Annotated in this window: 13 protein-coding genes; 8 read left to right on the top strand and 5 right to left on the bottom strand. The window is 42.5% G+C overall.

Translation table 11 applies throughout. The annotated features are described in order from the left end of the window. Window positions 1–191: 191 nt before the first annotated feature. Entirely contained in the window at window positions 192–923 is a 732-nt protein-coding gene (locus tag C6347_RS16875; protein ID WP_060595724.1) for a MurR/RpiR family transcriptional regulator, read from the top strand. A gap of 17 nt (window positions 924–940) precedes the next feature. Here the strand turns inward: C6347_RS16875 and C6347_RS16870 are convergent, their stop codons facing one another. Further along, window positions 941–2140 (bottom strand): MFS transporter, encoded by a 1200-nt coding sequence (locus tag C6347_RS16870; protein ID WP_106071876.1) that lies wholly within the window; start codon window positions 2138–2140, stop codon window positions 941–943. 145 nt (window positions 2141–2285) lie between these two features. On the opposite strand from C6347_RS16870, the gene C6347_RS16865 reads away from it, so the two are divergent. Continuing rightward, complete coding sequence (locus C6347_RS16865) at window positions 2286–2765, top strand: aminoacyl-tRNA deacylase (protein ID WP_034664582.1); 480 nt, start codon at window positions 2286–2288, stop codon at window positions 2763–2765. Between the two features lie 34 nt (window positions 2766–2799). Here the strand turns inward: C6347_RS16865 and C6347_RS16860 are convergent, their stop codons facing one another. Beyond that, the gene (locus C6347_RS16860; protein ID WP_106048673.1) at window positions 2800–3708 is read right to left on the bottom strand and encodes a LysR family transcriptional regulator; all 909 of its coding nucleotides are present in this window, start codon (window positions 3706–3708) and stop codon (window positions 2800–2802) included. 103 nt (window positions 3709–3811) lie between these two features. Between C6347_RS16860 and C6347_RS16855 the strand changes: the two genes are divergently transcribed. Then, window positions 3812–5014: an MFS transporter gene (locus tag C6347_RS16855; RefSeq protein WP_106037195.1), complete on the top strand. Its 1203-nt coding sequence runs from the start codon at window positions 3812–3814 to the stop codon at window positions 5012–5014. A gap of 63 nt (window positions 5015–5077) precedes the next feature. Here the strand turns inward: C6347_RS16855 and C6347_RS16850 are convergent, their stop codons facing one another. Both C6347_RS16850 and C6347_RS16845 read right to left on the bottom strand, forming a co-directional pair. Beyond that, window positions 5078–6157: a DUF3900 domain-containing protein gene (locus C6347_RS16850; RefSeq protein ID WP_106071875.1), complete on the bottom strand. Its 1080-nt coding sequence runs from the start codon at window positions 6155–6157 to the stop codon at window positions 5078–5080. A gap of 198 nt (window positions 6158–6355) precedes the next feature. Further along, window positions 6356–6505 (bottom strand): DUF1540 domain-containing protein, encoded by a 150-nt coding sequence (locus C6347_RS16845; protein WP_003213883.1) that lies wholly within the window; start codon window positions 6503–6505, stop codon window positions 6356–6358. Between the two features lie 355 nt (window positions 6506–6860). Between C6347_RS16845 and rfbF the strand changes: the two genes are divergently transcribed. Genes rfbF through C6347_RS16820 form a run of 5 tightly spaced genes read left to right on the top strand, consistent with a single transcriptional unit; the run spans window position 6861 to window position 11642 of the window. After that, window positions 6861–7625, top strand: a complete 765-nt coding sequence (gene rfbF, locus C6347_RS16840; RefSeq protein ID WP_106071874.1) for a glucose-1-phosphate cytidylyltransferase — start codon at window positions 6861–6863, stop codon at window positions 7623–7625. Between the two features lie 4 nt (window positions 7626–7629). After that, window positions 7630–8601, top strand: a complete 972-nt coding sequence (locus C6347_RS16835; RefSeq protein WP_025092661.1) for a GDP-mannose 4,6-dehydratase — start codon at window positions 7630–7632, stop codon at window positions 8599–8601. 12 nt (window positions 8602–8613) lie between these two features. After that, window positions 8614–9525, top strand: a complete 912-nt coding sequence (locus tag C6347_RS16830; protein ID WP_060595731.1) for a putative nucleotide-diphospho-sugar transferase — start codon at window positions 8614–8616, stop codon at window positions 9523–9525. After that, window positions 9522–10712 carry a glycosyltransferase family 2 protein gene (locus tag C6347_RS16825; RefSeq protein ID WP_060595732.1) on the top strand — a complete coding sequence of 397 codons (1191 nt, stop codon included), beginning with the start codon at window positions 9522–9524 and terminating at the stop codon, window positions 10710–10712. Before C6347_RS16830 ends, C6347_RS16825 begins: the two co-directional genes overlap by 4 nt. Further along, window positions 10713–11642, top strand: a complete 930-nt coding sequence (locus C6347_RS16820) for a putative nucleotide-diphospho-sugar transferase (protein ID WP_106037192.1) — start codon at window positions 10713–10715, stop codon at window positions 11640–11642. Between the two features lie 35 nt (window positions 11643–11677). Here the strand turns inward: C6347_RS16820 and C6347_RS16815 are convergent, their stop codons facing one another. Continuing rightward, window positions 11678–12916: an MFS transporter gene (locus tag C6347_RS16815; RefSeq protein WP_034664564.1), complete on the bottom strand. Its 1239-nt coding sequence runs from the start codon at window positions 12914–12916 to the stop codon at window positions 11678–11680. Window positions 12917–12974 lie beyond the last annotated feature (58 nt).

Here is a 12974-nt window from a genome sequence, read left to right as displayed (position 1 = left end):
CCTCCGAATAATGTAACGCGCAATGTTATAATAGAGAAAAGCCAATTCTTTTGTCTGTACATCTATAGCTTATCGTGAGAGCATCTAGTGCGTAAATGACTTCAGCGTCTTTAGGCAAGGGTGCCCTATTTAGAGATTTGTTACATAAAAGAAACACATTGTGACATGCTGTTGGAGAAAGGGGAAGTCAGATGTTTTCAAGTGAGGTCATTTCCAGCTTTAATGAACTAGAAAGCGCTTTATACCGATATATCATGGAAAACAGTGAAAAGGTCGTGTATATGAGAATTCGGGATTTAGCAGATGCTGCCCATATTTCCACCTCGTCTGTCCTTCGCTTTTGCCGAAAAGTGAATTGTGAAGGCTTTTCAGAGTTTAAAGTGAAACTCAAAATGTATTTAGAATCAGAGCAAACTCCTACTTTAAAAAGCACACAGCACTTTCTATATGAATTTATTGAACGCACACTGAAAGGGGACTTTGAAGGGAAAATTAAGGAGGCAGCAAGGCTCATTGCCGATGCAAAAAATGTGCTGTTTATCGGAACTGGCAGCTCTGGTATTTTGGCACAGTATGGGGCGAGGTATTTTTCGAGTCTTGAGAAATTTTCATTTTACATCAATGATCCGTTTTTCCCGATGAATATGCAGTATTTAGACAATAGTGTCACCATTGTGCTGTCTGTATCAGGGGAGAACCGTATTACGATTGATCATATTTCGAAGTTAAAAAGAGAAGGAAGCAAAATCATTAGTATTACAAACAATCAGCACTGTACGATTTCGCGCATTTCCGATTTAAATATTGCTTATTACGTGACAGACGAACGGGTTCACAGAGCCAATATTACGACACAGACGCCAGTTGTGTATATTTTAGAAGCGATGGCTCGTGACATGTTCGCGATGTTAAAGAAAAAGTAAAAGAGCCGCTGCATGAATCAGCCGCTCTTTTTTTTCTGTCTCATAAAAGTGAGGATGGCAATCCCCGAACAGATGAGCACAAACAAACCGCCTAGCAAATACACAGTCCTCGCTCCGAATGCATCTGCAATCAATCCAACAAAGAAAATAGATAAACCGACAGATACAGAAGAAAGGACGTAATGAGCCGAGTACACCTTTGATAAATCTCGGACGGGCGTTTCCGTTTGAAGAATGGTTTGCTGCGAAACATCTCGAATTTGATAAGCAGGCCCCATCAAAATGCAAAGCAGCAAAGCAAGCCACGGCAGGCTATTCAGTGAAAAGACAATAGTCAGCACTGCATAAATGAATGAACCAGCTGCCATAAAGAGAAGAAGCTGCTTTTGAATCAACCGGCTTATCCACGCAGCCAAGAGCCCGCCTAGAATGGCGCCTGTATAATAAGCGGCATTGATAAACCCCCACCAATCTTCACTTTCGTTTAAATCTTGTGTTACAAAGGCAAGCGTAATCGCCCCGATCCACACAGCACCCGCTATATTTTCACACACATCCATAAAGGTCAGGGTGCGAATTGTTTTGTTTGTCCAAATGATCGTCCAGCCATCCTTGAAACTGTTCATCTTATTTGCTTTTCGAACCGTGTCTTCTTGCTTGAGAAGAGGAAAAACAGGGATGAAAAACAAATAAGACAACACAATCATGAAACAAGTAATCCACATTAAATAAAAAGGACCAATCAACAGGACGAGCATTCCAGTAAACGAATAACCGGCGATTTGCACCGTTTGATGAAAAATGGAGGCTGTACTGTTCGCTTTCACAAGCTGATTTGCTGGCACAAGCATCGGCATGATGGCCTGTAATAAAGGACTGATGAATCCACCTGTGATGGAAATGAGAATAAGCGCACCAAACAGCCAGACCATATGCTGCTGAAAGAAATGAAATTGGGCTGTAAACACGATGAGCATCACAAGACGTAAAAGCGGGACCCATTTCAACAGCCGACCCGCTTGAAAGTGAACTGCCAAAACAGGAGAGATGAGCCCAGCTAATAGCTGGCATAGCGTTCTTATTAGCGGAAATAGAGCCGCATAGGCAACAGATTGTGTATCTTGATAGATCACAAACGTGATCGTCATCACAAATAGAATATCACTTAGCATGAGAAGGCTTTTACTGCCTGTATAATACCAAAACTTGTTTCCCATATCCAACCGGCTCCTTTTCAAAAACAAGTTCAGTATAGCATGGTGATGAAGGACCCAGAGGCTTTTCATTGAAAAATACAACTTAAGGATGAGAGGATTGTGATAAGCTAAATGAAAGACATCGCAAGGAAAGGGGTTCAAATCAATGAAAGTACTGCCAGCACATGAATTCTTGAATCAGCACAGCATCCCATATGAGATCAAAACATTTTCTTCCGAAACAGAGAAGGGAGCCGCAAATGTAGCAGCAGCCCTTGGTTTTCGTGAAAGACAAATGATCAAAACATTGATTTTTGAAACAGGGGAAGGGGAGCAGCTGCTTGTGATGGTTGGCGCAGACCAGCATATTAAGTCAGGGAAACTAAAGAAAGCGGCCGGCTCTCGTAATATTAAAATGGCATCACCAGAGAAGGTTCTGGAAGTGACGGGCTACCGAATTGGCTCGATACCGCCATTTTGCTGGCAGCCAGAAGGCTTCCGCACCATCATCGAAGCTTCGTTATTAGAGGAAGAGGTATTAGGCGTTGGAGCAGGCGAATGGGGAAATGAAATCCTCATCACACCAGAACAATTAGTGAAAGCCTCAAAGGCTGTACCGTATGACATTGTTCAACCAGCCGAATAGAAAAAAAGTGCCTGTTTCTTATGCAGGCACTTTTTTAATTTGCAGCAGGCGCCTTAAATGGACCGATATCTTTCATTTGCAGAAAGGCATCCACTGTTCTATTTTCTTCAAGATCATTCGCCCGTTTGCAGATAACAACGGGTCTGACGATTTCTATGCCTTCGATATATACGCGCCCAATCTCTTTCCGCTTGAGACTGCCTTGAACCGCATCACGGGGAACAAGTGTGATCCCATAGCCAGCTTTGATCATTTGAATCGCTTCATGAACACCGCTGAATTGTAAATCAACAGTCGGTTTTTTAATTCCTTTCGAGGTGAAAAGGGAAAAGAGCTTATCTCTTGTGGAGCTGCCTTCTTCACGCATTAAAAAAGGCTCCAGGCTCAGGCGCTCTAGCGGGACGGTTTTTCCGTTTAACGGATGGTCTGCTGGCACAATAAAATCATAGCTTAAATTCGTCAAATGGGAGGTAACGATCTCCTCATGATCCAAATCTTCAATTACAGCGATGGCCACATCTGATTCATATTGAAGCAGGCTGTCTATCACTTGAGCGGAGTTTCCGCTTTTTAATTCGATTTCTGTCTGTGGTGATGACGTTTTAAAAGCAGCGAGCCAATCAGGCAGTAAAAAGTTGAGTGGTACGTAGGTAGAAGCGATGCGGAGGCGCCCCTTTTTCCCATTTTGTAATAGCGTGATCTGATATTCTACTTCCTTTTCAGCCTCGAACACTTGCCGGGCATAAGGATACAGCATCTTTCCCATTTCTGTGAGCGCAATTCCTCGGCCGTTTCGTTTAAAAAGGCGAAAACCGATCTCTCGTTCAATGCTTCTAAGCTGAGCCGTCACAGCTGGCTGTGTCAAAGATAGTGCGTCTGCTGTTTGTGTGACGCTTTTAGTCTCTGCGACCTTTGCAAAAATCCGAAGGGCATGTAAATTCAACTTTGCACCACCTATCAATTATTTTAATGGTTTAATCAAAAACATTCATTAGATTTATTATAAAGCATCCCTTATCGTAAAGATAGCGAAGGGGGAAGGGAAAATGGATCATCGTCAAAAGCAAGTTGTGTCAATATCGCTCATCACAGCATTTGCACTTATTGGGGATTCAATGCTCTATATTGTTCTTCCAGTCTATTGGAAAGAGATTGGTTTATCATCTATTTGGGAGGTCGGGTTACTGCTGTCCATCAACCGATTCATTCGCATTCCGCTAGCGCCTGTCGTTTGGTGGCTCTATCGCTATATCCCAATGAAGACCGGTGTATTAATGGCGATTTTGATCGCGTCAGTGACCACGGCATTATATGGGATGAGTGGTTTTTGGCTGCTGCTGATCTGCCGCTGCGCATGGGGGCTTGCTTGGACGTTACTCCGTATGAGCGGGATGAGGGTTTTGGCTGAAATGGACGAAGGCTCACAAGGACATTTGACGGGTCTTTATAATGGGCTTTACCGGCTTGGCAGTTTATTTGGTATGTTATTTGGCGGGATTTTCGCCAGCTTGTTCGGCTTCCAGTCCATGACGCTTGTCTTTGGTTTACTCACATTGATAGGGTGCGTTTTTTATGTATCTTTGGATGAAATTGAAAAGAGAGAAGGCACGCAGATGTATCATGGCATCAAACAGAAGTGGTTTGCACGAGATGTTGTAAAAGTACTGATAACAGGCATGCTGGTCGCACTTATTATACAAGGTTTATTCGCATCCACGCTGAGTCATGTCATTGAAGCAAAGATCGATCAGGATGAATTTGCTCTATTTGGCTTTGTCATCGGAGCTTCGGCTTTAAGCGGTGTCATTCAAGCAATCAGGTGGGGGTGGGAACCATTTGTCGCACCGAGAACAGGCAAATGGTTTGATCGGCTTGTGATGAAGGAACGAATGCTAAGCTGGATGTTTCTTTCATTTGGAGGGCTCAGTTTTCTTGGGGTCATGCTGAAGGTAAGCGGCTGGTTCCTATTGATGCTGCTTTTGATTCAGCTGCTGGCAACGATTGTAACAACGTTCACCGATACACTTGCCTTTCAAAAAGCCTCTGCTCAAACAGATAAGAACCGCTTTCTCGCAAGCTATTCTTTTGTTCAAGATATGGGTGCTGCTTTAGGGCCTTTGTGCGGATATACGTTGATTCAGTTTTTCGGAACAAACAGTGTCTTTTGGCTGATGCTCATCATAAGCTTAATGCTTGTCAGCATGTGGGCAAGAGGCGGGCAGCTGCATGTTTCTTCTCGTGCAGTGTAAAAAATGAAGCGTTATATAAAAAAACTGCCTCATGCAGCTGATCGCAGAGGCAGTCATATTCTCTTATTCTATGTCTGAATCGTAGGCTTTTTGCGTCAGGTGGCTGACAACCTCTTTTAATCCATTTGGTTTATGGAATTCAACAGGTGTGCTTCCTTTTTCGAAGACGATTTGGTCTGCTTCAACGAGCACGACATATCGATTGTTGACCTTCGCAATATGGATCGAGTGGCCAAAGTCCGCGAGAAGTCCTTTGATTTCTGTTTCACCTAGACGCATTTTCATTGTGATATCAGGGGTTTGTTCCACAATGTGAGAAGCTGCTAGTGTGACCTGTTCTGTATCGAGTGTTTCTCTAATTTCTCGTTTTTCACTCGCTTCCCATATTTCAAGATCCTCTTCGAACTGCTTTAATTCTTCACTTTCATCCTGTAATGTTTCAAATACTTGTTCCTGCACCATATTCATGACCTGTGATTTCATGATTTCGGGCATAGATTCCCCGTATTCGACGAATTTCAGAAAGTCCTCAAAATAACGCGCATGTGAGGATTGGTGAATTTTCACTTCAGCTTCCTCTGTCATGCCCTCTTCTGGCATAAACGGATATTGAATCGATTTCATATTTTTTGTTGTAATGGCCATTTCGACTTTTTTGATCAAGGTAGATGTATCAGCGATAGAAGCCACTTTCTGTTCAAAATCGCATTTCATAATAAAGACAAAGGAGTCATCGAAGTACTTTTTAGGAACGGCAGACGCAACTAAAAAAACGCCGCCTCTGACAGCACTTGTATCTAAATACGTGCGAACAAACTGTTCGCTGCATTCATTAAATACTTCTTTTGTATTGGCAAATCTCGTCTGATGAAATAAATTGTAGTTTGGATTTGAATCGAGTTCATGACCGGGTTCGACAATGAATCGGCCAATTTTGGTCGGTACTTGTTCTGATTTAGGGTGTCTGTCCACTTTTCGTTTGACGATTTTTTTTAGCTCACCATCTAAAAAGTCCTTCAGCTCACTTTGTTCAAATTCCTCTTGATCTAATGTTTGATAATGCTTGAACCGTTTATTTGCTTGTTCATCTTTGCCTTCGATTTCTACGACAAAGAATGATAGAAAACGTATCGTAAAATCCATTGATTGGTCACCACTTTTTCTTCTTCGGATATGTTGAGTATAGAAAAAGGAGTGAAAATCGTCAACGAATGGAGAAATATCGTGTCATTATTTCCCGAGAAATGTTTAGTGAAAAACACTTGATAATAATTATCATTCTTGATAGAATGATAAAAGAAAAGAAGGAACCTGCCAGTTCCTTCATCTCAGAAAAACAACTTATTTTGTTTCAAATGTTTCGCAATCAGTTTCAGCATTGCGAGTCACATCAGTCATTGTGTTTTTACCAATTTTAATGGTAGAAGCTGTACAGCTGTTATCAGCCCAAAAACGGCAAGAGTTCACTTCACAAAGTACGTTTTGTGCCATGGGAATTCACCTCCGTGATTCATATTGAGAATGAAGCAAGCTGCCACTTGAATTCATTCCATCTAGTAGTCTCTTTATAAAAAGAGGCTGTTTGTGCTGATGATGCACATGTTTATCATACCATCTACCCTGATAATATACAATTTAAACTTTGAAAGAGCGAGAATACAAATCTCGCTCTTTTTTTATTTGTAAAAATAGTTAAATGCTAGGTGGCACCATCTCTCATTTCGACATATGAATAGAGTAGATTCAAAACCTGATGTCGGACAAAGTCTGAGGGTACATGTACTGATTTTCCGCATAAAGATAAGGTTTTCAATCAAAAATTTTCATAGAGAGATGAGGGGAGAAGATGAAAGCAGTCATTCTCTGCGGAGGAAAGGGAACGAGAATGAGTGAGGTCACAAAAGCGCTTCCTAAACCACTTGCTATGATCGGAGATCGGCCTATTCTATGGCATATTATGAAAATCTATCAGTATTACGGAGTAGATGAGTTTATCTTATTGCTTGGATATAAAGGAGAGAAGATCAAAGAATATTTTCTGAACTACGACTGGCGGCATCACAGCATGCAGCTGGATATGGCAACAGGAGAAATGAAGCTTTTAGGAAAGTTAGAGAACTGGAAAATCACCTTTTTAGATACGGGTGAGGAGACGATGACAGGCGGACGGTTAAAGCAGGCACAGGACTACATTGGGGATGAGACATTCATGATGACGTATGGTGATGGACTTGCCAATATCAATATGTTTCATCTGCTGAAGCGTCATCAGGATCTTGGGGCTGCTGCGACTGTCACAGGAATTGAAAAGAAGTCACAGTACGGGACGTTGAAGGTATATAACGGGATGGCACAATCCTTCTCTGAGAAGACAGACAGTATCGGGATGATCAATGGAGGATTTTTTGTGTTGTCTCCAAAGGTATTTGACTATTTGACAGACGATGATCAATGCGTGTTTGAAGCGGAGCCTCTTCAAAATCTGGCGAATGATGGAGAGCTTGCGGTTTATGAACACCACGGATTTTGGACAGCGATCGATACGTATAAGAACCTGAAGGAAATCAATGGCATGTGGACAAATGGAAAACAACCATGGAAGGTTTGGTGACGGCATGAGCGGATTTTGGAATGGGAAAAACGTATTTGTGACTGGATGTACAGGACTATTGGGAAGCTATCTCGTCAAGGAATTGATTGATCAAGGTGCAAACGTAACTGGACTTGTGCGTGATCAGGTGCCTCGATCGAATTTATATCAAGGCAGTCAATTCGAAAAGATGAATGTGGTGCAAGGTGCATTGGAGGATATGCAAACGATTGAACGTGCGTTAGGAGAATACGAAATTGATACTGTCTTCCATTTGGCGGCGCAGGCCATTGTTGGGGTCGCAAATAGACACCCTGTTTCTACATTTGAAGCCAATATTTTAGGGACATGGAATGTACTGGAGGCTTGCAGAAGACAGCCGCTGATTAAACGAGTCATCGTTGCATCAAGTGACAAAGCATACGGCGATCAGGAGCAGCTTCCATACGATGAAGATATGCCGTTAAATGGGAAACATCCGTATGATGTATCGAAGAGCTGTGCAGATTTAATTTCTCACACGTATTACAACACATATGGTCTTCCGGTTTGTATTACACGCTGCGGCAATTTATACGGGGGCGGGGATTTAAATTTCAACAGAATCATTCCGCAAACCATCCAGCTTGTGCTAGAAGGAAAGGCACCTGAAATTAGAAGTGATGGGACATTTATTCGTGATTATTTCTACATTGAAGATGCGGTCAAGGCTTATTTGCTGCTAGCTGAGAAGATGGAGGAAAAAGGGCTCGCTGGAGAAGCTTTTAATTTTAGTAATGAAATTCAGCTGACGGTGCTTGAGCTCGTGGATAAGATTTTAAAGGCAATGGGCAGTGAACTGAAGCCGCGTATTTTAAACCAAGGAACGCATGAGATTAAGCATCAATATTTGTCGGCAGAAAAGGCGAGAAAGCTGCTTGATTGGAAGCCTGACTATTCCATTGATGAAGGTTTAGAGAAGACGATTGAATGGTACCGCGAATTCTTTCAAAAATAGAGGTGTAAGTAGATGAACAGCATATATTGTACGGTTCTATCAAGTGGAAGACTTTATCAAGCCATTGCGTTTTTCTTATCATTGAAGCAAGTAGAAGATGATGCTGTCATCAAGACGTTATGTATGGATGATGCTGCATTTGATCTGCTTCATCAAATGAATTTTCCTCATGTCGATCTTGTTCATGTACGGGAGCTCGAAACGCCGGAGCTGCTGGAGAAAAAAGAGGAACGGGATGCCTCGGAATATTGCTGGACATTAAAGCCGATTTGGATTGAGTGGTTATTTGAACAGGAGCAGGCAGAGGGCGTAACCTATCTTGATGCGGATTTATTTTTTTATGAGAGCCCGAAAGCGATTTTTCAACATCAGCCGGATGCCTCTGTTTTACTCTCGAGAGGGGATATTGTGATTCCGAGCTTCGATCCTGAGGAAGTGAAGATGCTTCAGAAGCTTTTAGGACGATATAACTCAGGCTTCCTGTATTTTAAAGGAGATGAAGCCGGCCGGAAATGCCTCAGCTGGTGGAAAGAAGAATGCTTGAAGGAATGCAAAAATGCGCCGGGAGAAGGCAAGTTTGGCGATCAAGGATATCTGGATCATATGCCGAAGCTGTTTGAAAAAGTGGAAGATATTCAAACAAAAGGCGTGAATATTGGTCATTGGAACTATGGGCAGCATTCTTATCGGGAAGAGAATGGACGTATTTTGCTGGACGATGGGCATCCGCTCATTTGCTATCATTTCAGCGGCTTTCGCATCGTGAGCAAGGATGAGATGCAGCAAATTCATGAAAAAGGGAGAAATGATCTGCCGTTTTTCCAAGAAGCCTATCGAAACGTGCTGCGCCATGTGATTGAATCTGTTGAGAAGGTCGATCCGCTGTTTAACGGCTATGCCAAATTGGAGGGGGATGACGCATGAATGAGAAGCCAAAGGTAAGCGTCATTATTCCAAGCTATAATGCCAAAGAGCGTTTAGAAGGGAGTCTTTTTTCCTTAACGCTTCAGGATACGGATATTCCATTTGAGGTGATTGTCGCTGATAATGGGTCAACGGACGGCACGATGGAAATGCTTGAGAACATTGAGGTGAATTTCCCGTTTAAAAAGGTACGTATTCCTGTCAATCAAGGGATTGCCAAGGGTCGCAATCATGCCATTCGCGAGGCGGAGGGAGACCTGCTGATATTCCATGACAGCGATATGCTGGCAGAGCCGCAATTTATTCAAAAGCATGCGGAGGCACATGCTGTTCATGAGGACCTTGTGATTTGTGGTGTATGCTGGAAGCGGATTTATCGTTATTTTTACGAAGCATTTGATCAGGATCATATCAATCGGTTGAAAAAGCAAGGCTTGTATAAGCGGAAAATGAAAGATAAAACGCCTCTTTTATCAATGAAGGAAGTTGAAAATGGTGGATTTCTAGAGAAAAGCTTCGATTTGCAGTCTGAGTTTATTGATATTCTCAAAGACATTTTGCGCACGTATAACTATGATTTAGGCTCTTATGAGCTGCCGTGGCGATTTTTTATTACGAATAACTCCTCTGTCAAACGTAAGCATGTCATGGCACTCGGGATGTTTGATGAAAATATCGTTCGGTACGGGTTTGAGGATTATGATTTAGGAATTCGTCTGCATCAGCTTGGTCTCTCGTTTGAATTGCGAGAGGATATCATGAGTGTGCATCAGGAGCATCCAAGTAATTTAACGTCATTTGATGACATCAAATATAACATTTTGTATATGTGCGAGAAGTACAACAATATTGATGCCATTGATGTCCATTTGGCTTTCTCTGGTCCATTTTCTCACACCGTCACAAATGACATTGTGAAAGAGGTCCGGCAGCTGCGTGAAAATCCGGCATTCGATGGTCTGCTTTCTTATTTTTTAGAGCTGCTTCATTTGATCACAGAGCGGAATGTAGGCATCAAACGCGATAAAAAAGATCAGCTGACAGCAAAGCATGTCCCTTTGAAAAAGCTGTCAGAAGCAGCGCAGCTTGCACGGCAGGAATATGGCTGCACAGTGCTTGTAGAAGCCATTCAAGGGCTGACGAAAGAGCTATTACGCGTTGATTTGTTTCAAGTGGATGTGTTATAGATGGCGTCTTATCATTTTACAACCATTGTGTCGAATACCCATATTTTTAAGCTTTTGGCGCTGATTCATTCGCTTGAACAAACCGCCCATTCATTCAAGTTGTCGGTTTTATGTGCGGACCCTTTGGCTTACAAGGTGTTAAGTGAATTCCCTCATCCGCACGTTCAATATGAACAGCTTGAAGACATTGAAGATGACACGCTGCGAAAGGCAAAAGATGATCGGACGTTCCATGAGTATTGCTGGACGTTAAAGCCTGCTTTTCTGCTCAAAATCCTTGAGTCCTCAGAAGCGGATTATCTCGCCCATTTGGATACGGATTTGTATTTTTATCATGATCCAGAGGCGGTATTTGCAGAGAATCCGCTCGCTCATTTATTTTTGACGGATCATATGAATTCCAAGCGGTTCTATCACTTTTATGAGTTGTCTGGCCGCTTTAATACTGGATTTGTCGGCTGCCGCAACACAGACGTTGCCAAACAGGCGGTCACACAATGGAAGGAAAACTGTCTTGCACACTGTACAGTAGAAATGGATACAGAAAATAAGACTTATGGAGATCAGCGGTATGTTGAAAGATGGATCGATGATTTTGAAGGGGTCCATGTGGTGACATCTAAAGGAGCCAATGCCGCCATTTGGAATATTGAAAACTACAAGTTTTCAGTTGTGAAAGGGGATATGTATCTCGACGAATGTCCACTCTTGTTCTATCATTTTTCTGCCTTTACGATCATTGATGAGAATACCTTTAATCTTAATTGGTATTACTATATGACAGAACAAAATCTAGTGGATCATCTATATATTCCGTATGCCGATTTGGTTCATCAAAAAATTAAACAGGTGCAAAAGGTCTTTCCAGAATTTCAGCAAGGGTTTATTGCAAAGAAGCACGTTCCTGACACGCATTTTTATGAGATATGAAAAAACCGCTCAATAACTGAGCGGTTTTCTCCTTTTTATGATTCATTCCATTTGGAGATGGTTTGATCGCTAGGTAGTAAGAAGGCCAGGATGCCTAATATCGGTAAAAAGGCGACTCCGATCATGGTAGGCGTTAAACCGAAGGCATCAATGAATGAGCCTAGAGCGACTGATCCAATTGCACCCATACCAAACGCAAGCCCAACAGTTAAACCAGACATTGTGCCAATTTTCCCGGGAAATAGTTCTTGAGCATAAACGACTGTGACAGAGAAGCTTGATGTCAGAATGACCCCAATTAGTCCAAGTAAAACATAAGCAAAAACAGGTCCGGCAAATGGCAGCAGCAGGGCAAGTGGAAAGGATGCCAATAAGGAAATTAAAATCACGGTTTTCTTGCCGAAGCGGTCTGCAAGCGGCCCGCCTAAAAATGTCCCTATTGCACCTAGAATGAGAAATAAGAAAATATAAGTCTGTGATTCTTTAATCGTCAATCCATATTGTTCAATCGCATAAAACGCATAGAAATTCGATATCGCATTCCCATACCAAGAGCGGGCAAAGATGAGAAAGACGATAATGCCAAGTGCTGTGAGTGCTGACTTACGATGAATATCAGATCTTGCAGCTTTTGCTGGAGCCTTTTTCGCTTGAGCTCGAATGGTTTGAAGTCTTCCTGCGTACCATCTTGAAATATAAAGAAGGAAACCGACAGCAATCATTCCAACAATCGTAAACCAAGCCACGCCTGGCTGACCGAGAGGGACGAGCATTAATGCAGCGATCAGCGGAGCAAAGGCTTGACCTGTATTTCCGCCTACTTGATAGATGGACTGTGCAAGTCCTCGTCTTGGACCAGCTGCCATGTTGGCAACACGAGAGCCCTCTGGATGGAAAATTGCAGAGCCGAGTCCGATAAAGACAACGCAAAGCAAAATGGTGGCAAAGGAAGGCGCAAACGCAAGCCCGAATATACCGACAGCACTAGAAAATAAAGCAATAGGGAGTGCATAAGGCATCGGCCGTTTATCTGTATACCACCCAATAGCGGGCTGCATGACGGAGGAGACCATATTTAATGTAAAGGCAATCAGCCCTAATTGTGTAAAGGTCAGCCCCATTGAGCGTTCTAAAATAGGGAACATCGCAGGAATAACGGCTTGCAATGTGTCGTTCAGCATATGGCAAATGCCAATAATCAATAAAATGGGGTAAACCGTTGATCCGGTGACAGAATTTTGAGGTTTATCCTTTGTACGAGCAGCAATAGCCAATGAGACTTCCTCCTTTCATTCAACTGTTTTCTATTTTGCATTCTTCTCATTTTATTCA

The organism is Bacillus sp. NMTD17 (assembly GCF_002998735.1).
GTDB lineage: Bacteria > Bacillota > Bacilli > Bacillales > Bacillaceae > Bacillus.
The sequence above is the reverse complement of the archived record's forward strand: the minus strand, read 5'-3'. Positions and strand labels throughout refer to the sequence as shown.